Origin of the sequence: Geobacter sp. 60473, assembly GCF_036323535.1 — a bacterium.
Lineage (GTDB): Bacteria > Desulfobacterota > Desulfuromonadia > Geobacterales > Geobacteraceae > Geobacter > Geobacter sulfurreducens.
In genome coordinates this window covers 110,001-135,486 of the sequence record NZ_AP028967.1, presented here as the reverse complement: position 1 = coordinate 135,486, position 25,486 = coordinate 110,001, and the positions used below count along the sequence as shown (strand labels likewise).

Sequence of the window (25,486 nt, the reverse complement as noted above, 5' to 3'; positions counted from 1 at the left end):
CTTACCCGTCAGCCTGCACGCCCGGCGTATTCCGGAAGATGAGCTTTGCCGTGGGCGTGGCATCGTCGGGAAATTCTGCGTGGTAGAGAACGGTCCCCGGATAGGGGGCGAACAGCCGCGCCAGTTCGCCGGGTTGCAGCAGATACTCCTTTTTGTGGGGCACCGGCGCAGTGGGCGACTGGAGGATGGTGTCGAAGATGAGCATCCCGCCCGGCGCAAGGGCCGCCACCTCGCGGGGAATCAGGTCCCGAAGGAGAAAATTGAAGTTGATGATCAGATCGTAGGTTCCGGTGATCCGGTACCCCTCAAGGTCCGTCAGCAGAAAATCAACGGAGAGCTTCTCCCGCGCCGCCCAGCGCCGGGCCTTGTCCAGCCCCACGGGCGAGATGTCGAGGCCGGTGACGGCAAACCCGTGCCGGGCCAGAAAGATACTGTTCCGCCCCTCGCCGCAGGCGATGTCCAGAGCGCGCCGGCCGGGACAGAGCCGCTTCAGCTCATCGATCCACTCGGCAAGAAGTCGCGACGGCCGCTCCCCCAGCAGACACTCCTCCGAAAGATACCGCTGGTCCCAGCGCTCCTGCTCTTCTCCCATTCCACCCCTCCCCCGACCGCCTGACTCGGGATACCGCTCCGCGGCAGGCGCGATTGATACCCACCCCCAGCACAACTACCATACCTTGAGGTATAAAAAAAGCCCGCCCCCTTTCGGGAGCGGGCCATCCACACAGGGATGCGGCACGCGTTCCATCAGGCCGAGGCCAGCCGACCATCCCTGATCTCTACCACCATCTGGGCCTGGCGGGCGATCTCCGGGTTGTGGGTAACGATCACCACCGTCTTCCCCTGACGGTGGAGCTCAGCCACGGCCGCCAGCACCTCGGCCTCTGCGGCCGAATCCAGGTTGCCCGTGGGCTCGTCCATGAGGAGAATGTCGGGGTCGTTGGCCAGGGCACGGGCAATGGCCACGCGCTGCTGCTGGCCCCCCGAGAGCTGGCGGGGCCGTGCGCCCAGTTTCTCCCCGAGCCCCACCAGTTCCAGCAATTCCCGGGCCCGTTCCTTTTGCCGCTTTTCCGGGATGCCCGCGAACATCATGGCAGCAGCCACGTTCTCCTCGGCCGTGAGACTGCCCAACAGGTTGAAAAACTGGAACACGAAGCCGATCTTCTCGGCCCGCAGCCGCGCCAGATCACTGTTGGCAAGACCGGTCAGCTCGATGCCGTCCACTGCCACCTGGCCGGCCGAGGGTCGATCGAGCCCTCCCACCAGGTGCATGAGGGTGCTTTTACCGTGCCCCGAAGGCCCCACGATAGCACAGAACGCGCCGCGCGGGATCTCCAGGCTCACTCCCCGCAGGGCGTGGGTGGTTACTTGGCCGGAGCCGTACGTTTTGGTCAGGTTTTCCGTCCGGATGATTGCGTCACTCATGGCTGATCGCCTCCACTGGGGTGAGCCGCGCGGCGCGCCACGCGGGATAGAGCCCGGCCACCAGGGCAACCGCCACCGAGAAGGCCACTGAGCCGACCATGAGCTTCGGGTCCAGGACCGCCGCAGGGTCATTGCCCTTCACGAAGGCCAGGAAGGCATTCTGATTTACCATGGGCCCGACCAGGATCGACGCCGCCAGGCCTCCCGCGACGCCGCAGATGCCGCCCAGGAGGCCGTAGAATCCGGACTCCATGAGAAAAATGGCGAATATTTCCCTGCGTCGCGCCCCGATGGCCTGGAGGATGCCGATCTCGCGACGCCGCTCGTAGGTGGCGGTCATCATGGTATTGACGATGCCGAAGGCCGCGGCCAGCACCGATATCGCGGCGATCAACTGAAGCGTCACATTCACCGTGCCGATGATGCCCAGGACCGACTTGAGCATCTGCTTGTCCGACACGACCCCCGCGTTCACCGTTTCCTTGATCTTCATGATGTAGTCGTCGGTCCGGGAGAGGTCGTCCACCTTCACCGCCACGAACGACGCCTTGCCGGCGGCCTTGAAGAGCTCCTGGGCCACGGAGAGGGCCAGGAACAGGGTGGTGTCGTCCTTGCTGCCGGTCTCCTTCAACACCCCCTTCACCGGCAGCCGCGTCCCGCGGATGGTCACCTCGTCGCCGGGCTTGAGGCCGAAGGATTCGGCCGCGGCCGCGCCGACCACCACGACCCGCTCGTCATTGTTCGCGAAATACTCTCCGCTGCGCACCTCCCACCCCTTGAACGGCTTCATGGCATCGGGGAGAACGCCGGCCACCCCCACGGGACGGTTCCGGATGGCGGTCTTCTCGGTCAGGACCGGCACCGCCGTGAGCCCCTGGATGGCCGCGACCCGGCCCACCTCCTCCATGGTGATGGTGGAGGGAAGCTGCTCGCCGGTGAGAATCGATACCTGCTCATAGGCGCACGACCCTTTGGGGGTCACCACCAGGTTCGCCCCCAGGGCGGCTGCCTCGCGCCGCACCTCATCCTTGAGCCCGCCCCCCAGGGCCAGAAATGCCACAAACGAGGCGATGCCGATGGTAATGCCCAGAAGGGTGAACACGAACCTCCCCCGCCGGCGGGTGATGTTCTTAACCACCAGTTTAGTGATGTTCATCTACCCTCCGATCTTGTGGTTCTTCACCACCTTCATCTTTTCGGCCACAAAGATGAGGCCGCCCGGCTCGGTCCGGAAGCTGCCGGTCACCCGTACCTCGTCGCCGAGGGCGGGAACCGTTCCGTTGGCGCGGATCGGGATGAATATCTTGTTGCAGCCCGGCGTGGTGCAGGCCAGTTCCTTCAGATCCATGATGCCGAAGACGGTCCGGTCCGCCTGCGACGTCCCCCCCATGACCCCGGCGATGGTGATGGTGCCCGTATAGGCCGTGGGGTCCGAGGCCACGTCGTTCACGTTGAATATCTGCTCGTTGCAGCCGGTGAGGGTAAGGGCACCCAGCGCCAGTACGAGCATCGTCACAGCCATAAGCATGTTCTTGCGCATCTTCTGATCTCCTTGAATGGACATGAAAGTCGGACGCACCATGGCGCCCCGGACGCGCCACTGCCCGAACCGCGCACATGCACGGACGAGACGACGGATAGCGGCCCGACGATAGATAATAACGACACTAACAGGGAGTAAAAAGGATCAGGCTGACTCGGGGGGATACTCTATGGGTGGTGCAACGGGAGACGGCGGCAGGGAGCGCACGGCAACGGCGCCGCAACTTCCTTCGGCATGGGGAATTGCAGGGGAGTGATGCACGTGTCCGTCGGCCACAAGGCACGACGGGCAGGCGCACGCGGCATCGGAGCAGGGCACCGGCATATTGTCCCGGTCCGCATCCTGCTCCTGGGGCTGTACGGGGCAGCAAGTATCCGCAGTCGGCATGTCCGTGGCGAATACGCTGCTCTCGGCAATGCCGGAGCAGACGAGCAGGGCCGCCACGAGGGTGAGGAGAGAGACGATGCGAATAATTCCCGAACGCATGGCTTAACTTTATGAAGTTCGCGGTGTCCTTGTCAACCCGAAAACGCCGCGGCCGCGTACCGGTCAAAGATGCAAACCTTGACCCACGTCAAGGAGATCAGCCCGCCGCTGGGGTATCAAAGAGACACGCATCATTGAAAACCGGCGGATCGCGGTTATAGTTACCCAATACCGATCCGTTGAACACAACCAAAAACCAAGGAGGAAACAGCAATGGGAATGTTCTGTAACCAGTGCGAACAGGCCGCCAAGGGCGTCGGCTGCGAGATCATGGGAGTCTGCGGGAAAAATCCCGAGGTCGCCGCGCTGCAGGATCTGATGCTCTACGGGCTCAAGGGGCTCGCCATTTACGCTGACAAGGCCCGCGAACTGGGAGCCAGGGACGAGGCCATCGACCTCTTCATGATCGAAGGGCTCTTCACCACCGTCACCAACGTGGACTTCGATCCGGTCAGCCTCGCTGGCAAGCTCCGCACCTGCTACGACATGAAGGAAAAGGCCAAGTCCCTCTATGAAACCGCCTACCGCGAGAAGAACGGCGGCCACGCCCCGGCGATCGCTGCCGGTCCCGCCGCCTGGGTCATCGCCGGCGATCTCGAAGGGCTCGTGAAGCAGGGACTCGAGCACGGCATCAACACCCACCACACCGACGCCGACGTGCGCTCCGCCATCGAGATCCTCATCTACGGCCTCAAGGGAATGGCGGCCTACGCCGACCACGCCTACATCCTCGGCAAGAAGAACGAAGAAGTCTTCGCCTTCTTCCACAAGGCCATGGCAGCCACCGCCGACCCCGCCAAGGGGCTCATGGACTTCGTCGGACTCTCCATGGAGTGCGGCAAGCTCAACATCACCGTGATGGGCATGCTGAACGAGGGGCACGTGGATCACTATGGCCATCCGGTCCCCACCAAGGTACCCACCGGCACCCGGAGGAACAAGGGGATTCTCGTGTCGGGCCACGACCTGCGCATGCTTGAAGAACTCCTCAAGCAGACCGCCGGCAAGGGGATCGACATCTACACCCACGGCGAGATGCTCCCGGCCCACGGCTATCCGGGCCTGAAGCAGAAGTATCCGCACCTCTACGGCAACTTCGGCGGCGCGTGGCAGGATCAGGCCAGGGAATTCCCCCTCTTCCCCGGCGCCATCATCTTCAACACCAACTGCATCCAACGGCCGGCCGACTCTTACAAGGACCGCCTCTTCTCCTGGGGCCAGGTGGGATGGCCCGGCGTAAAGCACATCTCCGGCTGGGACTTCTCCGAGGTCATCAACAAGGCTCTTGAGTGCCCCGAACTGGCAGACGCGCCGGAAAAGGAAATCCTCACCGGCTTTGGCCACAACGCCGTCCTCGGCGTTGCCGACAAGGTCATTGAAGGGGTGAAGGCAGGAGCCATCAAGCACTTCTTCCTCATCGGCGGCTGCGACGGCGCCAAGCCGGGCCGCAACTACTACACCGAACTGGCCGAGAAGGTGCCCCAGGACTGCGTCATCCTGACCCTCGCCTGCGGCAAGTACCGCTTCAACAAGCTCGAGTTCGGCGACATCGGCGGCATTCCGCGGCTCTTGGACATCGGCCAGTGCAACGATGCCTACTCGGCCCTCCAGATCGCCCTGGCCCTGGCCAACGCCTTCAACTGCGGCGTGAACGATCTGCCCCTGTCCATGATCCTCTCCTGGTACGAGCAGAAGGCGGTGGTCATCCTCCTGTCGCTGCTCCACCTGGGGATCAGGAACATCAAGATCGGCCCCAGCCTCCCGGCCTTCGTCACCCCGAACGTCCTCAACTTCCTTGTTGAGAACTTCAACCTGGGCCCCATCACCACGGTGGAAGCCGACCTCAAGGCAGCCCTCGGCCAGTAACCCCCTGATCCTGCAGCGGGCACGCAAACGGCGCGGAGAATGTTCTCCGCGCCGTTTGTCTATCCTGCTACCGCTTTTTCTCGAAGGTCCCGTCCACCAGCGTTGCCGTCACGCTCCCCACCGTGACCCTGGTTCGCGCCCGCACCGGAATGCGCCGCTCATCATCGGTGAGCCAAATATGCACGGTCCCCTTTCCCTCGAACACCCCCTCCGAATAGACCAGTGGCTGGATGACGATGGTCTCCACTTCGCCGAGCACGGTTTTGAGCTTTTCCTTCCGCAGCACCCGCACCTCAATGAGCCGCTGGCGCTTGCTGTCAAGGATATTAAGGTGGTGGGACGTTCCCACCTCCAGGGGCAGGTAGCGCACGTAGTAAAAACTGCCGTACACGTCAATGGTATCGACCGGAATAGGGATATTCGCCTTTTCCCCGGTTTTGTGATCGGTAAACCGGGCCACTCCGCGCTCATGCTCGAACACGATCTCCCGGTCCCGCCGCCGGTTTCCTTCCCGGGTCTGGAGCCGGTAGTGGCGGGCCAGCCCCGGGAAGGGTGCCCGATGCCGGTCATAACTGCTCACGATCCGGTCCTCCACGGGAAAAAACGCCGATAGCCAGTCGTTGGAACGGGCAGTTGAAACGATCGTGCGGACGTCGCCCTCATCCGAAATCTCCTGGGTGGCCGTACCGACCGGGACGCCGGTCCACGACAACTCGTACACGAGCTTTTCGGGAACCTTCGGCGCTGCCCCGACCGTCGAGCCCCCCCACAGCACTACGACTGCTGCGGCAAGAACGGCATAGATCCTCATTCGCCCACCTCCGTACGACATCAACGAGTCCCCTTCTTAGACCGGCATCCGGCGGGCCGGGTCGCTCTTACCCGCCCACGGCATTCAAGTATCCCACAATAAGACGCCGACTCAACCCCTTGACTCCGTTCCGGGCAAGGGCACAATTAGTACCAGAGGGCCGTGATCGTCGAAGCGGCGTCACCGAATCAGCGCCCGAAAGGAGGAGGCCATGCCGGAGAAACTACTTGTGCCGTCCATCGAACAGAGAATCGCCGGAATGCTTGAAGTCACACGCCGCATGAAGGACGAGACTGAGGGGAGAAAAAAAAGAAAAACCCGGCCGACGGTCACCATTTCCCGGGAATTCGGCTGCGAAGCCTTTCCCATGGCCGAGCGGCTCAAGGAAATACTGGACCGGCAGTCGGGAGAGCCATGGGTAGTCATGGACAAAGGGCTGCTGGAGGAGGCGGCGAAACGACTTGATGTTTCCACGGAGGTCTTCAACTCCCTCGGCCATCGGCCCCGCTTCCTCGACGACATGATCGCCACACTCACGCCTCACTGGAAGAGCGAACGGGATTACTTCCGCATCCTCTGCGACCAGATCGCCTCGCTGGCTGACGCCGGCAACGTCATTCTCATCGGGCGGGGAAGCACCGTGATCACCCAGAGCATGGCGAACTGCTTCCACTTCCGCATCTATGCCTCCCACGAATACAAGGTCCGCTCCATCGCCCGCAGGGCGAAACTGCCGCTCCAGGAGGCGGAGCACCTGGTGGAACGGAAACAGAAGGAACGCGACCGCTTCATCCGCGACTTCCTCGACCGCGACATCAGCGACCTGAGCCTCTACCACCTGGCCTTCAACAATGACCGGAACTCCTCGGACCTCATCGCCCGGTCCATTGCCGATTATCTTGTTGCCAGAAAAGGCGGCTGAGTTCCTCGTCGATCCGGGGGACGGGAAACCGCCCCCCGCTGTCGTTTACCTTGCATGCCCGCACGCGGCCCAGTATACTCGCTCCCATGCTCACCTACCGGATCACTGACATCGACCATTGCCGAAGCGCCGAAAGTTTTCTGCGCAACCTCTTGCCCGCAGCCCCCTCAGCCTACCTCCGGAAACTCATATCGGCCGGACACCTGAAGATCAATGGCGGAGCCGTCGCTCCCGACACCCTCCTTGTCGCCGGGAACACTGCAACCATCAAGGAAAGCGACCGCACCCGCCAACTCCTTGCCGCCGCCAAGCCCCAACTTGACATCCTGTGGGAAGACGACTACTGCGTTATCGTCAACAAGCCCGCCGGCCTGCCCGTCCATCGCACAGCCGAGGCCGGCGAGGCAAACCTGGTCGAACTGGCTGAACACTTCATGGCCGGGCGCGGCACCGCGGTGAAGCTGCGTCCGGTCAACCGCCTGGACCGCGGAACGTCCGGAGCGACAATCCTGGCGAAGAGCTCATCCAGCGCCGGCATGCTGGGACGCTATGTCAAGGAAGAGGGCCTCGACAAACTCTACCTGGCAGTGACCGACGGCAGCCTGCCCGACGCGGGCACGATCGATACCCCCCTGGACGGGAAAGACGCACACACGGAATTCAGTACCCTCGCCCGGGATACGGCCGTCTCCTTCGCCCTCATCATTCCCATCAGCGGACGAATGCACCAGATCCGCAAGCATCTTTCCGCCATCGGCCATCCGGTGCGAGGTGACCGCCGCTACCGGGGAACCCCGTTGACGGGTTACCCGGGCCATCTCCTTCACGCCTTTCGGGTCGCCCTCATCCATCCCGTGACCGGCCGAAAACTGATTGTCCACGCACCGCTTCCTCCTGCCTTCATCCAGTACCTGCCGGCAGGGGATCCCTTTGTGTGGCACGATCTCCTGAGAGAAATCGCCAATCGTCCCGACTGAGCCGGGCACCCCCGCCCGTAACCCTTTTTCAATCAGAGAACACCGAGCATGTGACCACAAAGTCCACTTCACGTTATTCCCTTGCAATTTCAACAAGTTCAGCCCCCACTGAATTACTTTTTTCTAATTGACTGAACCCCCCAGAAATGGCATAATCTCCCCGCTTTTCTATCGGTTTGCTCCGGGATATTCCCGCGACTCACGCTCTCTTCCGTCCGGAAGCGGAGCACATACTATTCGTGCAAAACGCACAAAGGAGGAACGATGAACGCTGTACGACGTATCAGGCTCGTTGCCGTGTCGGCCCTGGCCCTGGCTGCAACGCTCTGCCTGGGAACGCTCGACTCCCAGGCTGCTCAGCCCGCCGCCAAACTGGTGCAGGACGATTGCGTCAAGTGCCACATCCAGCCACCGGCAGACGTGGCCAGCGCCGGTGCAGGCCACAAGAAGATCACCTGTTTCGACTGCCATGCCGGCCACCGTCCCCAGTCCAAGAACAACATTCCCCAGTGCAGCCAGTGCCACAGCGGCAAAAAGCACTATGAGCTGGCAAACTGTATGGGATGCCACACGAATCCCCACACTCCGCTCAACATCGTTCTGTCGGGCAACATCACCGACCCCTGCCTGACCTGCCACTCCCAGCAGATCTCGCAGCTCAAGGAATTCAAGAGCAAGCACACCAACCTCTACTGCTCTACCTGCCACAACGTTCACGGCAAAATCCCGGCATGCACCCAGTGCCACAAGCCGCACTATGCCGAGCAGACCCAGGCAGACTGCAAGAAGTGCCACAAGGCTCACATGCCCAAGAACGTTGCCTACGGCAAAGAAGTGCCCAACAAGGATTGCGGCGCCTGCCACAAGAAAGCCGTCGACCTCCTGAGCGCCAGCACCGCCAAGCACAAGTCACTCGCCTGCGTGTACTGCCACCAGGAGAAGCATAAGATGGTTCCGACCTGCCAGAGCTGCCACGGCACTCCGCACCCCGCTCCGATGATGGCAAAGTTCGGAAACTGCGGCGACTGCCACAGCATCGCCCACGACCTGAACCACTGGTCCGCCCAGTCAAAGAGTGAACCCGCCAAGGCCGCGCCGGCGAAAGACAAGAAGAAGAAGTAAGCTTCGTCCGAAGTGAAACGCAAAGAGGGCCTGCATCCGAACAGGGCGCAGGCCCTCTTTGCGTTTGATCGGGGGATGGACGGCCCCGCACCCTCCTCGCACCGCTGCACCCCCCCCTCACACACGGCAACCAGGTGATTGCTGTGCGCCTGGGGCACAAAAAAAACGGCCTCCACAAGGAGGCCGTTTCGTCTGCTGGTTATCAGGCGTTTTGTTATTCCGCCTTGGTCACTACGACTTTCAGGTTGGCGGCAACCTCCGGGTGAACCTTTACCACGGCGGTAAATTCGCCCACGTGCTTGATCGGCTCGGCGAGCACGATCTTCTTCCGGTCGATTTCGACCCCTTGGGCCTTGAGCAACTCAGCAAGCTCCATGTTGGTAACCGAACCGAAGAGCTTGCCCTCTTCCCCTGCCTGGTGCGAAATGCTCAGGCTCAGCCCTTCGATCTTGGCGACAAGCAGCCGGGCCTGCTCGAGGACCTTGTTGCGCTTGTAATCCAGCTGACGCTTGGCGTGCTCGAGGGCCTTGGCATTCTTTTCGGTTGCTTCGATGGCGAAATTGCGGGGGATCAGATAATTTCGGGCATAGCCGGGTGCAACCTTGACGATGTCGCCGATGTGGCCGAGATTTTCTACGTTTTCCTTCAGAATGACTTTCATGTCTTTCCTCCTAGCCTGTTTTACAGGTTTGTTGGGATTCGCGGTCTGCGGAAGTTGCCCCAGAGATCCAACAGTCCGAACAACGCCACCGCTACGACCAGATACGCCTGTACAAAGAGCAGAAAATACAGCAGGTACCTCAGAAATGCCGGTACGGCATGACGGTCGAACAGATGAATGATGATCGCCATGCCTTGAATGAAATAGAGAAACCCGGTCAGGACCAGCACGTTCAGTGCAATAGTCGTCACCGCGTCGTGGCTGACCAGCAGGGCAAACCCTGCGCAAATCGGCAGCCAGACCAGATGATCAGGGTTCCGGTATTTCCCGAAGGAGCCTCCGGGCACCGCAAGGCCCACCCGGCGCCCGAACCGCTGGAGCAGAAGCAGGTTCAGCCCGCCGGCCATGGCAATCCCCACGACAAAAAGCGACGGATAGAGCTGGGCAAGCGATTTGGCTGCCTGCTCCATACCCTCGCGCAGTTCGTCGAGATCGGTACCGCTCACGCCACTCTTCTCATAGAGTTGAATCGCCTGGGATATGCTGGATTGCAGCGACTCGGCGACTTGCCCCTCGACGGTGACGCCACGGGTGATCCCATAGCCGATCGCTGCGACGGTGATGACTGCCACCGTCACGGCCACGGCTGATGCAAGAGCCCGTGCAGGTCCCCCACCCATTGTGAGGAACCGCGGCAATGCCAGGGAGAAAATGCCCGCCTGCAACACGTACAGGAGGGCTCCTGCGGGGCCGGCAATCAGCATGAATATGAGCGCTGAGACCAGCACAATAGCCAGACCGGACCATTTGCCCCGCTTGAGATCATAGAGCAGGGCGGGGAGCGGTACTACCGCCCCCGCAAGCATGCCGATGACCGGAAGTTCCAGGTAGGCGATGAAGAGCGCCGCCGTTGCGATACACCCTTTAACGATATCGAGCAGGGTGCTCCTGAGACTGTTCTCCATCTCCCGTGACGCTTAGGCGATGACGTGGGTCGACGCGATCGGAATCAGGGCAATGTTTCTGGCCCGCTTGATCGCCTCGGAGATCTCCCGCTGGTGGGCGGAGCAGTTGCCGGAGATGCGGCGGGGAACGATCTTGCCGCGCTCGGTAATGAACGAACGGAGGACGCGGGGATCCTTATAGTCGATCACCAGGGTCTTGTCCGCGCAGAAGCGGCATACCTTCCTGCGCTGGAACGGCCTTCTCTTTCTCGGGCCGCCGCTCCGCTGCTGAGGTCTTTCGGGCCGCTCGGTTCTTTCAGGTCTTTCGGTTCTTTCTTCGCTCATCTATGTGATCCTCCGTATGCTTATTCGGCTTCGACTGCAGGAGCGCTCTCGACGGGCGCGGCCTTCGGTGCGGGAGCGGCGGCCTCTTTTTCAAGCTTCACGCTCTGATAGCGCAGCACCTTGTCATCAAGACGCAGGCGCCGTTCCAGTTCGGCGATAAGAGGTGCGTCGCCGTCGAAACGGATGTAGTAATACCGACCCCGCGCACTCTTTTTCACCGGATAGGCAAGCTTTCTGACACCCCAGTCCTCAAGGCGGTGAAGAACCCCTTTGAAGGAGCCGATGATGTCCGTCACCTTGGCAGTGAGCCCCTTGAGCTCGTCGTCGCCGAGTTCCGGCTGGACGATCACGATTGTTTCATACATCCTGACCATTCTACTTCCTCCTCACGGTTTGGTAGCCCCGGCTTCAGCCGGAGCAAGGAGTTGCAGCCTGAGCTGCAGTGGAAAAGTAATTGTGTACTACAAAACGCCTTGAAGTTCAAGGGGAATATGCCGCATTTCCGTAATGGCGCGCCGGTCAGACGTTGAACCGGAAATGCATGACATCACCATCCTGAACCACGTATTCCTTGCCTTCGAGCCGCATGAGCCCTTTTTCCTTGGCCCCGGACTCGCCGCCCGCCGCGATGTAGTCGGCGTAGGCAATGACTTCTGCCCGAATGAACCCTTTTTCAAAATCGGTGTGGATAACGCCTGCTGCCTGGGGCGCCTTGGTACCGGCCGGAATCGTCCAGGCCCGGACCTCTTTCTTGCCGGCAGTGAAATAGGTGATGAGCCCGAGCAGTTCGTAGCCCATACGGATCAGGCGGTCAAGCCCCGACTCGGCAAGCCCCATCTCCTCGAGGAACACCCGCTTTTCATCACCTTCCAGCTCGGCGATCTCAGCCTCGATCCGGCCGCAGATGGTGACCACCCGCGCCCCCTCCCGCTCGGCCAGCTCCCGCACCTTGGCCACCGCCGGGTGCGCTCCGTCAAGGTCGTCCTCGGCCACATTGGCCACGTAGAGCACCGGCTTGTCGGTCAGCAGATGGAGGTCCCGCAGCCAGGGGAGCTCTTCGTCGGCCACCTGGGTGTGGCGCGCAGGGATCCCCTGCTCCAGGGCCGCCTTGAGGCGGGCGTAGAATTCGCTTTCTTCCTTAAGCCGCTTGTCACCGCTTTTCGCCTGCTTTTCGACGCGCTGCAGCTTTTTGTCGACGCTGTCAAGATCGGCAAGTGCCAGCTCGGTCTGGATGATGTCGATATCCCGCAAGGGATCAACGCTGCCGCTCACGTGCACCACGTTCTCGTCCTCAAAACAGCGCACCACGTGGACAATGGCGTCCACGGAGCGGATATGACCGAGAAACTGGTTGCCGAGCCCCTCCCCCTGGCTGGCCCCCTTGACCAGGCCGGCGATGTCGACGAACTCGATGGTGGTCGGCAGGATGCGCTCGGGGCTGACGGTCTCCGCCAGCCGGTCAAGCCGTACATCCGGGACCTGCACGATGCCAACGTTGGGATCGATGGTGCAGAAGGGATAGTTGGCCGACTCGGCCCCCGCCGAGGTAAGAGCATTGAAGATGGTCGACTTTCCCACGTTGGGGAGTCCCACGATTCCGCAGTTGAAACCCATGTGTGTCCTTCCTTCGGGAGGATATCCGCCCCCCTTTGCTGTCAGGGAGCCAGAAGATCCTTGTTGTTATACAGACTCATGGTCTTGGGAAGTCCGGCAGTCAAGAGCGACTCCAGGAGGTCGAGTGTGCCGTCGAGCAGGTGGGCAAGATCCGCCATTTCATCCTGACTGAAATTGGTCAGAACGTAATTCACCACGTCACCATGGACCGGCCTGCCGATCCCGACTCTCACCCGGACAAAGCCTGCTCCGCCAAGCTCCTGGACAAGGGAGCGGAGGCCGTTGTGTCCGCCGTGTCCCCCCCCCTCCTTGACCTTTACGCGGCCAAAGGGAATGTCGAGATCATCATGAATCACGATGGTGTCGCAAAGCGGAAGCTTATGAAAACGGAGCGCCTCGGCCACCGAGCGTCCGGAAAGATTCATGTAGGTCTGGGGCTTGAGAAGGAGAAGCCGTTCACCGTGCCAGGCCCCCTCGCCGAAGACACCGGAAAAGCTCTTCCTGGTAACCGATGCACCGATGGCGTGGGCAAGGCGGTCTAAAACCATGAAACCCGCGTTGTGGCGGGTCCATAGGTATTTCGGGCCGGGATTCCCCAGCCCGACGATCAGTTTTGTTGCCATGTGGTCGACGCGGCGTGAAGCCCTGCGGCGGCTTTATTCCGCCGCAGGAGCTTCTTCCTTTGCCTTTCCGTGAATGCTCACCACTGGAGTCTCGGGGTCGTTGAGCACCTTGACCCCTGCGGGCAGAACGAGCCCGCCCACGTGAATGGCGTGGCCAATGGCGAGATTGGTGACGTCGACGTTGATGGCCTCGGGAATCGCGGTGGGAAGACACTCAACATCAAGGGAGTAGGTCACCACTTCCAGCATGCCGCCCTCCTTGACGCCGGCGCAGGTTCCGACTGCGACCACGGGCACATGCACCTTCACCTTTTCGTCAAGCGAAATCCGGAGGAAGTCCACGTGCAGGAAATCGCCCTTAAGAGGATTGCGCTGGATGTCGGCAACGATGACGATGCTTCCGCTGAGGCTGCCTCCTCCCGCCAGGGTAATAAGGCTGTTGACGCCTCCCTCGCCGGCGATGGCTGCGGCGAGATCTTTGGCAGCAACCTTGACGGAAACCGGCGCGATCCCCTTGCCGTAAACCACTCCGGGCACAACATCTTGAGCCCTGAGCTTACGGGCAACGCCCTTGCCGTTCTTCTCTCTCAGTTCTATGCTCATCGTTTTCTGTTCCATTACATCCTCCAGTATCAGTCGTTACGTTATGGTCGCCGATTACACAAACAACGAACTTACCGATTCATCCTCATGAATCCGCCGGATTGCCTCGGCAAGAAGATTGGCCACGGACAGCACCTTTACCTTGCCGGTCTGCTGCTCCTTGTCGCCAAGGGGAACCGTGTCGGTTATCACTACCGCTTCGATATCGGAATTGTTGATCCTCTCTATGGCCGGGCCGGAAAGGACGCCGTGGGTGGCACAGGCATAAATGGTCTTGGCGCCGTGCTCTTTGAGCGCGCGGGCGGCCTGGGTGAGAGTTCCTGCCGTGTCGATCATGTCGTCGAGAATAATGGCCGTCTTATCCGTCACATCGCCGATGAGGTGCATCACTTCGGCCACGTTGGGTCCGGTCCGGCGCTTGTCGATGACAGCCAGCGTACAACCGAGACGCTTGGCAAAGGCCCGTGCCCGCTCGGTTCCTCCGGCATCGGGGGAAACCATCACGATGGAGTTCTCGGGGAAACGCTGCTTGAGGTGCTCAAGGATGACCGGTGCGGCGTAGAGGTTGTCAACGGGGATATTGAAGAACCCCTGAATCTGCCCCGCGTGGAGGTCGACGGTTACCACCCGGTCCGCTCCGGCGGTGGTGATCAGATCGGCCACCAGCTTGGACGTAATGGGTGTTCGGGGCGCGACCTTGCGATCCTGCCGGGCGTAGCCGTAATAGGGGATCACCGCTGTGATGGTGGCCGCTGAAGCCCGCTTCAGAGCATCCATCATGATGAGGAGCTCCATGAGATTGTTGTTGGTGGGGGCGCAGGTGGACTGCACCACGTAGGTGTCACGTCCACGGACGTTTTCACCGATTTCCACCATGACCTCACCGTCAGAAAAGGTCTTGACGTTGGCCTTGCCGAGGGGGAGTCCCAGGTTGGCGCAGATGCTTTCCGCCAAGCTCCGGTTGGAATTGCCACTGAACACCCTGATTTTCTGATTCATGACCGCTGCCTTGCCACAAAAAATAATTTCCATCGGACGAGCCGGATGGAAATGAGTGGGTAAAGTGGCTGGGGTGCAAGGATTCGAACCTTGGAATGCCGGAATCAAAATCCGGTGCCTTACCGCTTGGCGACACCCCAACGTGTCGTATGTGCCGTGCCTGCACGGGTTTCCGCGGACCCGGCACGACTCCGCTCAGATTGTCCTGACCGCTGCGGCGAACCAACTCCGCGCGCGCATCGTCTCAGCGGCGCGAACGGCTGCGTCCTCTTCCTCGAAGAGTGCAAAAACCGTCGGCCCGCTTCCCGACATGAGGGAACCGAGCGCCCCGGCGGCGAGAAGCTCACGCTTGATCTCGCCGATAACCGGATACCGGGGGATAGTGACCGATTCAAGGTCATTGGAGAGAATCGCGCAGACATCCGAGACATTCTCGAAGAAACAGGGAATTTTAACCCTGGCGGCCTCACCTGTCAATTGCAAATTTTGATAGACCCATGCCGTCGAGACGGGAACATTGGGATTGACCACCACAATCCAGGCGGCGGGCACTCCGTCGATAGCGGTCAGCTCCTCGCCGATCCCTTCGGCCAGGGCTGTCCGGCCGAAGATGAAAAACGGCACGTCAGCGCCGAGGGTGACGCCGATCTCCCGGAGACGCTTTTCGGGCAGATCCAGTCCCAGCAGCTCGTTCACCCCCATGAGCACCGTCGCAGCGTCACTGCTTCCGCCGCCCAGACCGGCCGCCACCGGGATTTTTTTGGTTATGGCGATATCAATACCAGGCTTGTCGGCGGACAGAGCGAGCAGGGCGTCAGCGGCACGCCAGGCAATATTGCCGGGCCCGTCGGGCACCCCCTCGCGACCGCAGACCACCCGAATGCCGGGCCTGTCCGTGAGACTGATCTCTATCTCGTCACAGAGATCGATCCGCTGCATGATCATCCGCAAATCATGGTAGCCGTCGGGGCGCCGCCTCAGAACGTCGAGGCGGTAATTGACCTTGGCCGGGGCCTTGAGCGTCAGCTTCTTCACGTCGCATCCACCTGTGGAAAAATGGAAAGATTTTTTTGTAAAGCAAAAGCACGGGTAACGCAAGGGGAAATCGCCTCAGTCACCCATCCCCTCCGAGAGAGTCACAAACCGCAGCCCCCTGGCCCGCAGCAGGGGGATTGCAGTCTCAACGCCGGCGGCGGTTCCGCTCTCCGGATGATTCATATGGAGTATAACCACATCACCAGGTGTCGCCGCCAGCAGCGCCCGTCGGACCTGCTCGGCAGAGAAGGTTGCCCCGGCATCACCCAGAACCGAAAAGCCGGCCACCCGATGTCCAAGAACACCGGCGACCTCCACGGCAACCTCATCATAGTAGGCGGTCCCGGAACGGAAGAATCGGGGTCTTCGACCGGTCACGTCCTGGATGCGGCGCGCATTGAGCTCTATTTCGTCAATCAGTGCGGCGACATCGGCCGTGCCGGCAATACCGTAGGCCGACCGCCCCGCGACCGAGGCAGGGCGATGCCGGTCGCCATGGTTGGCGATCTCGAACAGAGGGTTTGCGGCCAGTCGCCGGAACTCGCCAGGATTTGCCTCTATCCAGCGACCAGTGACAAACAGGGTTGCCGGGATTCCTTCCCGCTCCAGAAAGGCGATAAGGCGGCTGTCAATCCCTTTGCCCCGGGCGGTTCCGCAGGCGTCCAGGGTAAGGGCAACCCCATTGGTGCCAGGCCGAAGATGCGTAATGACACCTGCAACCCGTTCGCCCCACTGGGTCGGTGTTCGTCCGGCAAATCGCTCAACCACACGCTGCCGCAGGGCGGCATACCCGCCGTCGCCTCCCTCTCCCGCCTCGACCGCTGTCACCGGCCGGCTCACGGCAAGCAGAACAATGACTGCCACTAATGCCCTTGCTATCTTACATATCCGTCGTGCCGTCACGCTGATCACCTCGCCCAGTCAGATACTGCCGATAGTAACGCCTCTCGATGCACCCTGAAACAAAAAAAGCGGGCTTCAGGAATGAAGCCCGCTGGTGCGCTCAAATCGACAGCGAAGCTATTTCTTTGTGATGACAAGCTCCTCCCCCGACATGGACAGATCGACCCTGACCGTATCCCCTTCCTGAAACTTTCCTTCCAGAAGCGCCAGGGCCAGCGGATCTTGGATCTTTCGCTGGATTGTCCGTTTGAGGGGCCGGGCACCGTAGGCCGGGTCATAGCCCTCGCGGCTCAGGTATTCCCGGGCCTTGTTGCTCAGTTCAAGGATGATGCGCCGATCAGCGAGTCGCTGCTTCAGATATTCCACTTGGATATCGACGATCTTCTTGATCTGCTCAAGGGGAAGCGCATGATAGATCACGACCTCGTCGATCCGGTTGAGGAATTCTGGTTTGAATCCCTCCTTGAGCGTCTCGGTGACCATGGCCTTCATGCGTGCGTAGTCGCTGGAACCGTACTGCTGAATCCATTGGGAACCAAGGTTGCTCGTCATAATGATGACCGTGTTGCGAAAATCGACCGTGCGGCCCTGCCCATCGGTGAGCCGCCCGTCGTCCAGCACCTGGAGGAGCACATTGAAGACCTCCGGATGAGCCTTCTCGATCTCGTCGAAGAGGACAATGGAATAGGGTCGCCGTCTGACCGCCTCGGTAAGCTGCCCCCCTTCTTCGTATCCCACATAGCCCGGGGGGGCGCCGATGAGTCGGGCAACGGTGTGTTTTTCCTGGTACTCGCTCATGTCGATGCGAACGATGGCCTGGTCGTCGTTGAACAGGAACTCCGCCAGAGCCTTGGCGGTTTCGGTCTTGCCGACGCCGGTAGGCCCCAGAAACAGGAACGAGCCGATAGGGCGATTGGGGTCCGAGAGACCGGACCGGGCCCGGCGAATGGCGTTTGCCACCAGGACGAGTGCCTCATCCTGGCCGACGACTCGGGTTTTCAGCCGGTTCTCCATATGCACCAGCTTGTCCGCCTCGCCCTCCATCATGCGGGAAACCGGAATGCCGGTCCACCGGGCGACAATCTCGGCCACCAGCTCGCCATCCACCTCTTCCGGCAGCATCTTTCCTTCCTTGCGGATATCCTCCAACTCCGCACTTCTGTCGTCGATCTCCCTCTCAATGGCCGGGATCTCGCCGTAGCGGATCTCGGCCGTCCGGGCCAGGTTGCCTTCGCGCTCGGCCTTCTTCGCTTCTTCCCTCTTCTCTTCAAGCCGTTGCCTGAGCGAACTTACCCTGCCGATGATATCCTTCTCCCGCTGCCAGTGTCCCTTGAGCTCGGCCGACTTGGCCTTGAGCTCCTCCAGTTCGTCGGCGAGTTTTTTCAGCCGCTCCTGGGCGTGGGGATCCTGGCTCTCCCGCAGCAGGGCCTGTTTTTCGATCTCCAACTGAATGATCCTCCGCTCCACCTCATCGATTTCCGTAGGCATGGAATCGATTTCTATCCTCAAGCGCGAGGCAGCCTCATCGATAAGGTCGATTGCCTTGTCGGGGAGAAAGCGGTCGGTGATGTAGCGGTCCGACAGGGTGGCGGCCGCGACGATGGCGCTGTCCTTGATCCTGATGCCGTGATAGTTCTCGTACTTTTCCTTAAGCCCGCGCAGGATCGCGATAGTGTCCTCAACCGACGGTTCGCCGGTATAGACCTGTTGGAACCGCCGCTCAAGGGCCGCATCCTTCTCGATGTACTTGCGATATTCATTGAGCGTCGTGGCGCCGATGCAGTGGAGCTCTCCCCGGGCAAGCGCCGGCTTGAGCATGTTGGACGCATCCATTGCCCCCTCGGCGGCACCGGCCCCGACCAGGGTGTGAAGCTCGTCGATGAACAGGATGACCGTGCCATCGGACTTGGCAACCTCCCTGATGACCGCCTTGAGGCGCTCCTCGAATTCGCCGCGATACTTGGCGCCGGCAATGAGCGCACCCATGTCGAGAGCAACGAGCCGCTTATCCTTGAGGGTCTCGGGCACATCACCGGAGACGATCCGCTGCGCAAGCCCCTCCACGATGGCGGTCTTTCCCACCCCAGGCTCGCCGATCAGGACCGGGTTGTTCTTTGTTCGCCGGGACAGCACCTGGAGTACCCGCCGGATCTCGTCGTCGCGGCCGATAACCGGGTCGAGCTTTCCCTGACGGGCCAAATCGGTCAGATCGCGGGCATACTTGGCCAAGGCCTGATAGGTATCCTCAGGATTCTGATCCGTAACCCGCTCTCCCCCGCGGATATCCATCAGGGCCGCCAGGACGTTATCCCGGCTGACTCCCGCATCAAGAAGCGCCCGGGCTGCCGCGCACTGCCGCTCGGCAAAGAAGCCGAGGAGAAGATGCTCGGTGGAGACGAATTCATCCTTCATGGCATCGGCTTCGCGCTGGGCCGCGTCGAGAATCCGGTTGAGGGCCGGCGACAGATAGGCCTGGGCCGTGGCCCCGCTCACCTGAGGAAGCCTTTTCACCAACACATCAGCAGCGTTCCTCAGTGCGGCCGGGCCCCCTCCCACTTTCTGAATTATCGGGGCAATGAGCCCCCCCTCCTGCTCAAGGAGCGAGACCAGAAGGTGCTCCGGCTCGATGGAACCATTACCCTGCCGTGCTGCCAGTTGCTGGGCTCCGGCAAGGGCCTCCTGGGTCTTTATGGTCATTTTCTCAGGTCTGATCATTGGGCGTTCTCCTTTCCTGCTTCAAGGAAAACATAGGCACGCCCCGGTAGGAAGTCAAGGACGGGCAAGAGAAGGTTTTCGGTGTAGGATGGGCGCTGACAGACTGCTAGGGGGGCGAAACAAGGTCGAACTCCAACTGTTTCCAGGTCTCCCGCTTGATCTTGGGACCGGGATAGTAGCGGGGGCATGAGGATATGACAACCGCAGCGGCCTGTTTGCACGGGCGGCGGCAGGAAAGGCAGAGCTTATTGGCTTCGAGCTTCCGTTTCATGGTGACCTTCGCTAGGGTGTCCGGAGCTATCTCCTCATGTGCCATAGTAACAGAATGTGATGAAAAAAAGGAAGGCGGCGTTACCGCCGCCTTCCCTCACAATCAGGAAATCTTGCGGGTCCAGCCGAAGGTGTCGGGAATCCGGCCCGTCTGGATGCCGGTAAGGGTATCATAGAGTTCCCGGGTGATCGGCCCGACGCCACCGTCGCCCACCGTAACGTTCTCGCCCTTGTATGCCAGGACTCCAACAGGACTGACGACAGCGGCAGTGCCACTGCCGAATGCCTCGGTTACCTTGCCGGCACGAATATCGGCCATGAGATCGTTCACGTCGATCAACCGCTCTTCGATGGTGTAACCGCGGCTCGCTGCCAGCTTCAGAACCGAGTCGCGGGTAACGCCGTTCAGAATGGTGCCCGTGAGAGGCGAGGTGACTATGGTCTTGCCGTAGGCAAACAGCATATTCATCGCCCCAACCTCCTCGATGTAGCGACGGTGGACCCCGTCAAGCCAGAGGACCTGGTCAAACCCTTTTTTCTTCGCCTCAAGACCGGCCTTGAGCGACGAGGCATAATTGCCGCCTGTCTTGGCTTCACCGGTACCGCCGGGCACGGCGCGGACATATTGGTCTTCCACCATGATTTTTACCGGATTGAACCCCGAGGCATAGTAGGCGCCCACCGGCGAAAGAATCACAAAAAAGTAGTAATGATCGGCAGGCTTCACGCCAAGAGCCGGTTCCACGGCAATCATGGCGGGCCGGATATACAGGGAAGTCCCCTCGGAAGCCGGTATCCAGTCGCGCTCAAGCGACACCAACTGCTCGATGCCACCGACGAAAAGATCTTCCGGCACCTCGGGCATGCAGAGACGCTCGGCTGAATGATTGAAGCGACGGGCATTCATTTCCGGCCGGAAAAGCGCAATGGAACCATCCGGCCACTTATACGCTTTGAGTCCTTCAAAAATCTCCTGGGCATAGTGAAATACCGCACACGCAGGATCCAGTGAAAACGGAGCATAGGGCTCAATCCGCGCATCGACCCAGCCCTGCCCGACCTTCCATTCGGCAACAAGCATCCGGTCGGTAAAAAGACGACCAAAGCCCAGCGCTGTTTCGTCAGTGGCTTTTTGTTTCTTCTGTTCAGCGGGAAGTGGTGCAACTCTGATTTCCATCTTCAGGACCTCCGTTAACCGGCGCCAAGCGTCGGCTCAGTTTATATAAATCGGTTTATCACAGCATCCCAGGCGCGGCAAGATGTTTTGCGCTGCGAGCCGTGAGGCCGATCACTCACGGTGTTTCCGCCGGAGGCGCCCTGCGTCCCATCATACGCCACAGGAATTTCATCCATCGAGAAAGAAATGGGTTGCCTACCTGCTTGATTTTTAACACTCTCCCTGCTACATTATTAGCACTCAAACACATCGAGTGCTAATAACATCACGATGGGAGGCGCGCATATGTCGATGAGCTTGCCTGTTGTAGCGGATAGCCTGACCGTCTACCTGAGAGAAATCAGAAAATTCCCTGTCCTTACTCCTGAGGAGGAATACCGGTTTGCAGTTAAATTTTACGAGGACAAGGACCTGGAAGCGGCCCACTCTCTCATAACATCGAATCTTAGATTCGTTGTCAAGATCGCATTCGAGTATCGTTCCTATGGATTGAAAATGCTCGACCTCATTCAGGAAGGCAACGTCGGCCTGATGATGGCAGTACGTAAATTCAATCCCTACAAAGGGATACGCCTCATCTCCTATGCGGTCTGGTGGATTCGCGCATATATCCAGAACCATATTGTTTCGGCATGGAGCCTCCTGAAGATAGGCACCACCCAGGCCCAGAAGAAGCTGTTCTTCAAGCTGAATCAAGCCAAAAACGCGATCAAGGGGCTCACAGGCACGGACGACATCGAAGCAACAGCGACCACGCTCCACGTGAAAGAATCCGAAGTCCTCGAAATGGACCAGAGGATGCGCGGCGACTTCTACCTCGACGCAGAAATCAAGGACGGCGACGGACTCACCATCCTGGAAACGCTGGCCGACGAGCGACAGAACCAAGAGGACACTCTAGCAGAACTCCAAGAGTCCGAGTTGCTCAAGCAGCATATAGCCGGAGCTCTCGGTAAGCTTAACGAGAAGGAGCGCTTTATCGTCGAGCAGCGCGTGACAGCCGATTCTCCACTCACCCTTCAGGAGATCGCCGATCGCTTCTCGATCTCCCGCGAACGTGTGCGCCAAATTGAAGAGGCTGCTCTCCGTAAAGTCAAATCATATCTCATACCTATTATCGCAGAGACGCGACCGGTCTGACCGCTTCGTCGCACTCACGGCCCCACCTCCGAACGGGTGGGGCTTTTTTTACACTACATCCGAGGGAACCACATGCTTACAAGTGCCCAACAGGAGCGATATGCTCGGCATCTCATTCTTGAGGGAGTAGGCCCGGAAGGGCAAGAAAAACTCCTTAACGGTAAAGTGCTCATAATCGGCGCCGGCGGTCTCGGCTCACCGGCGGCCTTTTACTTGGCAGCCGCCGGGGTTGGAACCATCGGCATCGCCGACTCGGACCGTGTCGAACTCTCAAATCTTCAGCGCCAGATACTCCACACCACTGCCGGTATCGGCCACCTCAAAGTCGAATCGGCACGGGACGCGATGTGTGAACTGAACCCCGACATCCAAGTCCGAACATACCCCGTGAGAGTAGACGAAACCATGCTTCAAACCATACTCATCGAGTATGACTTTGTCATCGATGCCACCGACAATTTTGCCTCAAAGTTCCTGATCAACGATGCATGCGTCCGGGCGGGCAAAGCGTTTTCACACGGGGGTATCCTGCGCTACGCCGGACAGACCATGACAGTGCACCCCCGCCGGTCAGCATGCTATCGGTGCCTCTTCGAGGAAGAGCCATCGCCGGAGATAGCAACCGCCTGTTCCCGAGCGGGAGTATTGGGAGTATTACCAGGGGTAATCGGAGCGTTGCAGGCGACGGAGGCATTGAAGCACGTGTTGGGAGTCGGGGAGTTGCTGACGGGACGCTTGCTGACGTACGACAGCCAGGCGTTGCGATTTAGAGAGGTAGTGGTAGGCCGGCGTTCGGGCTGCGTGGCCTGCGGACAGTAGCGGAGCTGCGGACGTAAGAAACCCCCTGATCGGCAAAGGATCAGGGGGTTTGGAAAAAATCCCGGCGGCGACCTACTTTCCCACACAGCTGCCCGTGCAGTATCATCGGCCCAGAGGGGCTTAACTTCCGTGTTCGAGATGGGAACGGGTGTGACCCCCTCGGCATAGCCACCGAGAAACGGTATAAATGTATCTAAGTCAATTGCATTGATCGAGATTGTATGGGGTAGATGGTGGGGGTGGCGTTGCCACCCCCGTATGAATAAAGCTCGGAAGTAAATTATGGTCAAGCCTCACGGCCGATTAGTACCGGTCAGCTGAGCGCATTGCTGCGCTTACACACCCGGCCTATCAACGTTGTGGTCTACAACGGGCCTTCAGGGGACTTGCGTCCCGGGGATACCTAATCTTGAAGGAGGCTTCCCGCTTAGATGCTTTCAGCGGTTATCCTTTCCGTACATAGCTACCCAGCGAATGCTCCTGGCGGAACAACTGGAACACTAGAGGTACGTCCATCCCGGTCCTCTCGTACTAAGGACAGCTCTTCTCAAGTATCCTGCGCCCACGGCAGATAGGGACCAAACTGTCTCACGACGTTTTAAACCCAGCTCGCGTACCGCTTTAATTGGCGAACAGCCAAACCCTTGGGACCGACTTCAGCCCCAGGATGCGATGAGCCGACATCGAGGTGCCAAACCTCCCCGTCGATGTGAACTCTTGGGGGAGATCAGCCTGTTATCCCCGGAGTACCTTTTATCCGTTGAGCGACGGCCCTTCCATACAGAACCGCCGGATCACTAAGGCCTACTTTCGTACCTGCTCGACGTGTCTGTCTCGCAGTCAAGCTCCCTTATGCCTTTGCACTCTACGGCTGGTTTCCAATCAGCCTGAGGGAACCTTCGCGCGCCTCCGTTACGCTTTGGGAGGCGACCGCCCCAGTCAAACTACCCACCAGACAGTGTCCCCGACCCGGATGACGGGCCTGGGTTAGACATCCAAAACAACCAGGGTGGTATTTCAAGGGTGGCTCCACCGAAACTGGCGTCCCGGTTTCACAGCCTCCCACCTATCCTACACAAGCTATTCCGAATGTCACTGTCAAGCTGTAGTAAAGGTTCACGGGGTCTTTCCGTCTTGCCGCGGGTACTCGGCATCTTCACCGAGAATTCAATTTCGCTGAGCCACTGGTTGAGACAGCGCGGAAATCGTTACGCCATTCGTGCAGGTCGGAACTTACCCGACAAGGAATTTCGCTACCTTAGGACCGTTATAGTTACGGCCGCCGTTTACCGGGGCTTCGGTTCAAAGCTTCGCTTGCGCTAACAAATCCCCTTAACCTTCCGGCACCGGGCAGGCGTCAGACCCTATACATCGTCTTGCGACTTAGCAGAGTCCTGTGTTTTTAGTAAACAGTCGCTACCGCCATTTCTCTGCGACCCTCTTCGGCTTCACGTGCGAATCGCTACACCTAGTGAGGGCACACCTTCTCCCGAAGTTACGGTGTCAATTTGCCGAGTTCCTTAACCAGTGTTCTCTCAAGCACCTTAGGACATTAATCCTCACCCACCTGAGTCGGTTTACGGTACGGTCACCTGCCGCCTGAAGCTTAGAGGCTTTTCTTGGAAGCATGGGATCAACGACTTTGTGGGGATACCCCCTCGTCATCACGCCTTGGCGTTGTATGGAAGAAGGGATTTGCCTCCTCTTCCCGCCTACACGCTTGAACCGGGACGTCCAGCACCCGGATCGCCTACCCTTCTCCGTCCCCCCATCGCAGCGACAAGTGGTACAGGAATATTAACCTGTTTCCCATCAACTACGCCTTTCGGCCTCGCCTTAGGGACCGACTAACCCTCAGCAGATTACCTTTACTGAGGAACCCTTGGGTTTTCGGTGTGCGGGTTTCTCACCCGCATTTTCGCTACTCATGTCAGCATAATCTCTTGTGATACCTCCAGCCGTCCTCGCGGTCGACCTTCGCAGGCTTACACAATGCTCCCCTACCGCTGATACCTTAAGGTATCAACCCGTGGCTTCGGTACCATGCTTGAGCCCCGTTACATTTTCCGCGCAGACCCACTCGACCAGTGAGCTATTACGCTTTCTTTAAAGGGTGGCTGCTTCTAAGCCAACCTCCTGGTTGTCTGGGCATTTCCACATCGTTTTCCACTTAGCATGGATTTTGGGACCTTAGCCGACGATCTGGGCTCTTTCCCTTTTGACTACGGATCTTATCACCCGCAGTCTGACTCCCGTGATAACAGTTAGTGGTATTCGGAGTTTGATTGGGTTTGGTAATCTGGTAGGACCCCTAGCCCATTCAGTGCTCTACCCCCACTACTTACTTCACGAGGCTATACCTAAATATATTTCGGGGAGAACCAGCTATCTCCGAGTTTGATTAGCCTTTCACTCCTATCCACACCTCATCCCCTGGCTTTTCAACGCCAGTGGGTTCGGGCCTCCACGAAGTGTTACCTTCCTTT

The 25,486-nt window shown here is 59.7% G+C and carries 25 protein-coding genes, 1 tRNA gene and 2 rRNA genes (1 of these 28 running past the window's edge); 6 read left to right on the top strand and 22 right to left on the bottom strand.

Annotated elements, in window-relative coordinates; translation table 11 throughout:
- Position 1: 1 nt before the first annotated feature.
- The 5 genes from AABA48_RS00700 to AABA48_RS00680 all read right to left on the bottom strand — a co-directional run bounded on the left by AABA48_RS00700 (position 2) and on the right by AABA48_RS00680 (position 3,454).
- Positions 2-592, bottom strand: coding sequence for a class I SAM-dependent methyltransferase (locus tag AABA48_RS00700; protein WP_286351671.1), 591 nt, complete (start codon positions 590-592; stop codon positions 2-4).
- 155 nt (positions 593-747) lie between these two features.
- Entirely contained in the window at positions 748-1,425 is a 678-nt protein-coding gene (locus tag AABA48_RS00695; protein WP_286351670.1) for an ABC transporter ATP-binding protein, read from the bottom strand.
- Positions 1,418-2,581, bottom strand: coding sequence for an ABC transporter permease (locus AABA48_RS00690; protein WP_010941337.1), 1,164 nt, complete (start codon positions 2,579-2,581; stop codon positions 1,418-1,420). Before AABA48_RS00690 ends, AABA48_RS00695 begins: the two co-directional genes overlap by 8 nt.
- Positions 2,582-2,965, bottom strand: coding sequence for a hypothetical protein (locus AABA48_RS00685; RefSeq protein WP_286351669.1), 384 nt, complete (start codon positions 2,963-2,965; stop codon positions 2,582-2,584).
- A gap of 147 nt (positions 2,966-3,112) precedes the next feature.
- Positions 3,113-3,454: a hypothetical protein gene (locus AABA48_RS00680; protein ID WP_286351668.1), complete on the bottom strand. Its 342-nt coding sequence runs from the start codon at positions 3,452-3,454 to the stop codon at positions 3,113-3,115.
- Positions 3,455-3,667: 213 nt separating this feature from the next.
- Between AABA48_RS00680 and hcp the strand changes: the two genes are divergently transcribed.
- On the top strand, positions 3,668-5,320 hold the full coding sequence (hcp, locus tag AABA48_RS00675; RefSeq protein ID WP_286351667.1) for a hydroxylamine reductase: 1,653 nt from the start codon (positions 3,668-3,670) through the stop codon (positions 5,318-5,320).
- Between the two features lie 67 nt (positions 5,321-5,387).
- Here the strand turns inward: hcp and AABA48_RS00670 are convergent, their stop codons facing one another.
- Complete coding sequence (locus AABA48_RS00670; protein ID WP_286351666.1) at positions 5,388-6,131, bottom strand: DUF3108 domain-containing protein; 744 nt, start codon at positions 6,129-6,131, stop codon at positions 5,388-5,390.
- A gap of 211 nt (positions 6,132-6,342) precedes the next feature.
- Here AABA48_RS00670 and AABA48_RS00665 point away from each other — a divergent pair, with 211 nt between their 5' ends.
- From AABA48_RS00665 to AABA48_RS00655, 3 genes are all read left to right on the top strand, one after another.
- On the top strand, positions 6,343-7,053 hold the full coding sequence (locus tag AABA48_RS00665) for a cytidylate kinase-like family protein (RefSeq protein WP_286351665.1): 711 nt from the start codon (positions 6,343-6,345) through the stop codon (positions 7,051-7,053).
- A gap of 86 nt (positions 7,054-7,139) precedes the next feature.
- Entirely contained in the window at positions 7,140-8,030 is an 891-nt protein-coding gene (locus AABA48_RS00660) for an RluA family pseudouridine synthase (RefSeq protein WP_286351664.1), read from the top strand.
- A 264-nt stretch (positions 8,031-8,294) separates the two neighbouring features.
- Entirely contained in the window at positions 8,295-9,152 is an 858-nt protein-coding gene (locus AABA48_RS00655) for a cytochrome C (protein ID WP_286351663.1), read from the top strand.
- Between the two features lie 214 nt (positions 9,153-9,366).
- Here AABA48_RS00655 and rplI read toward each other — a convergent pair whose 3' ends face one another.
- The 14 genes from rplI to AABA48_RS00585 all read right to left on the bottom strand — a co-directional run bounded on the left by rplI (position 9,367) and on the right by AABA48_RS00585 (position 21,041).
- Positions 9,367-9,813, bottom strand: a complete 447-nt coding sequence (gene rplI, locus AABA48_RS00650; protein ID WP_286351662.1) for a 50S ribosomal protein L9 — start codon at positions 9,811-9,813, stop codon at positions 9,367-9,369.
- 20 nt (positions 9,814-9,833) lie between these two features.
- A complete protein-coding gene (locus tag AABA48_RS00645) occupies positions 9,834-10,778 on the bottom strand; it encodes a YybS family protein (protein ID WP_286351661.1) in 945 nt (314 codons plus the stop codon).
- Positions 10,779-10,790: 12 nt separating this feature from the next.
- The gene (gene rpsR / locus AABA48_RS00640) at positions 10,791-11,102 is read right to left on the bottom strand and encodes a 30S ribosomal protein S18 (RefSeq protein ID WP_286351660.1); all 312 of its coding nucleotides are present in this window, start codon (positions 11,100-11,102) and stop codon (positions 10,791-10,793) included.
- 20 nt (positions 11,103-11,122) lie between these two features.
- The gene (rpsF, locus tag AABA48_RS00635) at positions 11,123-11,476 is read right to left on the bottom strand and encodes a 30S ribosomal protein S6 (RefSeq protein WP_286351659.1); all 354 of its coding nucleotides are present in this window, start codon (positions 11,474-11,476) and stop codon (positions 11,123-11,125) included.
- A gap of 145 nt (positions 11,477-11,621) precedes the next feature.
- Positions 11,622-12,716, bottom strand: coding sequence for a redox-regulated ATPase YchF (gene ychF / locus AABA48_RS00630; protein WP_286351658.1), 1,095 nt, complete (start codon positions 12,714-12,716; stop codon positions 11,622-11,624).
- A gap of 41 nt (positions 12,717-12,757) precedes the next feature.
- Positions 12,758-13,339, bottom strand: a complete 582-nt coding sequence (gene pth / locus AABA48_RS00625; RefSeq protein ID WP_010941324.1) for an aminoacyl-tRNA hydrolase — start codon at positions 13,337-13,339, stop codon at positions 12,758-12,760.
- Positions 13,340-13,372: 33 nt separating this feature from the next.
- Positions 13,373-13,957: a 50S ribosomal protein L25 gene (locus tag AABA48_RS00620; RefSeq protein WP_338270773.1), complete on the bottom strand. Its 585-nt coding sequence runs from the start codon at positions 13,955-13,957 to the stop codon at positions 13,373-13,375.
- Positions 13,958-13,996: 39 nt separating this feature from the next.
- A complete protein-coding gene (locus AABA48_RS00615) occupies positions 13,997-14,941 on the bottom strand; it encodes a ribose-phosphate pyrophosphokinase (RefSeq protein WP_286351656.1) in 945 nt (314 codons plus the stop codon).
- A gap of 65 nt (positions 14,942-15,006) precedes the next feature.
- Positions 15,007-15,081 (bottom strand) — tRNA-Gln (locus tag AABA48_RS00610).
- Between the two features lie 55 nt (positions 15,082-15,136).
- Entirely contained in the window at positions 15,137-15,976 is an 840-nt protein-coding gene (gene ispE, locus AABA48_RS00605) for a 4-(cytidine 5'-diphospho)-2-C-methyl-D-erythritol kinase (protein WP_286351655.1), read from the bottom strand.
- Between the two features lie 75 nt (positions 15,977-16,051).
- A complete protein-coding gene (locus AABA48_RS00600) occupies positions 16,052-16,840 on the bottom strand; it encodes a polysaccharide deacetylase family protein (RefSeq protein WP_286351654.1) in 789 nt (262 codons plus the stop codon).
- 156 nt (positions 16,841-16,996) lie between these two features.
- Positions 16,997-19,594, bottom strand: coding sequence for an ATP-dependent chaperone ClpB (clpB, locus tag AABA48_RS00595; RefSeq protein ID WP_286351653.1), 2,598 nt, complete (start codon positions 19,592-19,594; stop codon positions 16,997-16,999).
- 106 nt (positions 19,595-19,700) lie between these two features.
- Positions 19,701-19,865, bottom strand: a complete 165-nt coding sequence (locus AABA48_RS00590) for a hypothetical protein (RefSeq protein WP_286351652.1) — start codon at positions 19,863-19,865, stop codon at positions 19,701-19,703.
- 102 nt (positions 19,866-19,967) lie between these two features.
- Positions 19,968-21,041 (bottom strand): branched-chain amino acid aminotransferase, encoded by a 1,074-nt coding sequence (locus AABA48_RS00585; protein ID WP_286351651.1) that lies wholly within the window; start codon positions 21,039-21,041, stop codon positions 19,968-19,970.
- A gap of 285 nt (positions 21,042-21,326) precedes the next feature.
- Here AABA48_RS00585 and rpoH point away from each other — a divergent pair, with 285 nt between their 5' ends.
- A complete protein-coding gene (gene rpoH / locus AABA48_RS00580; protein WP_286351650.1) occupies positions 21,327-22,181 on the top strand; it encodes an RNA polymerase sigma factor RpoH in 855 nt (284 codons plus the stop codon).
- Positions 22,182-22,253: 72 nt separating this feature from the next.
- Positions 22,254-23,000, top strand: a complete 747-nt coding sequence (locus AABA48_RS00575) for a HesA/MoeB/ThiF family protein (protein WP_286351649.1) — start codon at positions 22,254-22,256, stop codon at positions 22,998-23,000.
- 59 nt (positions 23,001-23,059) lie between these two features.
- Here the strand turns inward: AABA48_RS00575 and rrf are convergent.
- Positions 23,060-23,176: ribosomal RNA gene (gene rrf, locus AABA48_RS00570) — 5S ribosomal RNA — on the bottom strand.
- Positions 23,177-23,282: 106 nt separating this feature from the next.
- A 23S ribosomal RNA gene (locus AABA48_RS00565) occupies positions 23,283-25,486 on the bottom strand; it runs 754 nt beyond the window's last position.

Excerpts from the sequence above, each read along its gene's own strand:
- AABA48_RS00700 (WP_286351671.1), bottom strand. The coding sequence starts at position 592 with ATGGGAGAAGAGCAGGAGCGCTGGGACCAGCGGTATCTTTCGGAGGAG.
- AABA48_RS00695 (WP_286351670.1), bottom strand. The coding sequence starts at position 1,425 with ATGAGTGACGCAATCATCCGGACGGAAAACCTGACCAAAACGTACGGC.
- AABA48_RS00690 (WP_010941337.1), bottom strand. The coding sequence starts at position 2,581 with ATGAACATCACTAAACTGGTGGTTAAGAACATCACCCGCCGGCGGGGG.
- AABA48_RS00685 (WP_286351669.1), bottom strand. The coding sequence starts at position 2,965 with ATGCGCAAGAACATGCTTATGGCTGTGACGATGCTCGTACTGGCGCTG.
- AABA48_RS00680 (WP_286351668.1), bottom strand. The coding sequence starts at position 3,454 with ATGCGTTCGGGAATTATTCGCATCGTCTCTCTCCTCACCCTCGTGGCG.
- hcp (WP_286351667.1), top strand. The coding sequence starts at position 3,668 with ATGGGAATGTTCTGTAACCAGTGCGAACAGGCCGCCAAGGGCGTCGGC.
- AABA48_RS00670 (WP_286351666.1), bottom strand. The coding sequence starts at position 6,131 with ATGAGGATCTATGCCGTTCTTGCCGCAGCAGTCGTAGTGCTGTGGGGG.
- AABA48_RS00665 (WP_286351665.1), top strand. The coding sequence starts at position 6,343 with ATGCCGGAGAAACTACTTGTGCCGTCCATCGAACAGAGAATCGCCGGA.
- AABA48_RS00660 (WP_286351664.1), top strand. The coding sequence starts at position 7,140 with ATGCTCACCTACCGGATCACTGACATCGACCATTGCCGAAGCGCCGAA.
- AABA48_RS00655 (WP_286351663.1), top strand. The coding sequence starts at position 8,295 with ATGAACGCTGTACGACGTATCAGGCTCGTTGCCGTGTCGGCCCTGGCC.
- rplI (WP_286351662.1), bottom strand. The coding sequence starts at position 9,813 with ATGAAAGTCATTCTGAAGGAAAACGTAGAAAATCTCGGCCACATCGGC.
- AABA48_RS00645 (WP_286351661.1), bottom strand. The coding sequence starts at position 10,778 with ATGGAGAACAGTCTCAGGAGCACCCTGCTCGATATCGTTAAAGGGTGT.
- rpsR (WP_286351660.1), bottom strand. The coding sequence starts at position 11,102 with ATGAGCGAAGAAAGAACCGAAAGACCTGAAAGAACCGAGCGGCCCGAA.
- rpsF (WP_286351659.1), bottom strand. The coding sequence starts at position 11,476 with ATGGTCAGGATGTATGAAACAATCGTGATCGTCCAGCCGGAACTCGGC.
- ychF (WP_286351658.1), bottom strand. The coding sequence starts at position 12,716 with ATGGGTTTCAACTGCGGAATCGTGGGACTCCCCAACGTGGGAAAGTCG.
- pth (WP_010941324.1), bottom strand. The coding sequence starts at position 13,339 with ATGGCAACAAAACTGATCGTCGGGCTGGGGAATCCCGGCCCGAAATAC.
- AABA48_RS00620 (WP_338270773.1), bottom strand. The coding sequence starts at position 13,957 with ATGGAACAGAAAACGATGAGCATAGAACTGAGAGAGAAGAACGGCAAG.
- AABA48_RS00615 (WP_286351656.1), bottom strand. The coding sequence starts at position 14,941 with ATGAATCAGAAAATCAGGGTGTTCAGTGGCAATTCCAACCGGAGCTTG.
- clpB (WP_286351653.1), bottom strand. The coding sequence starts at position 19,594 with ATGATCAGACCTGAGAAAATGACCATAAAGACCCAGGAGGCCCTTGCC.
- AABA48_RS00590 (WP_286351652.1), bottom strand. The coding sequence starts at position 19,865 with ATGAAACGGAAGCTCGAAGCCAATAAGCTCTGCCTTTCCTGCCGCCGC.
- AABA48_RS00585 (WP_286351651.1), bottom strand. The coding sequence starts at position 21,041 with ATGGAAATCAGAGTTGCACCACTTCCCGCTGAACAGAAGAAACAAAAA.
- rpoH (WP_286351650.1), top strand. The coding sequence starts at position 21,327 with ATGTCGATGAGCTTGCCTGTTGTAGCGGATAGCCTGACCGTCTACCTG.
- AABA48_RS00575 (WP_286351649.1), top strand. The coding sequence starts at position 22,254 with ATGCTTACAAGTGCCCAACAGGAGCGATATGCTCGGCATCTCATTCTT.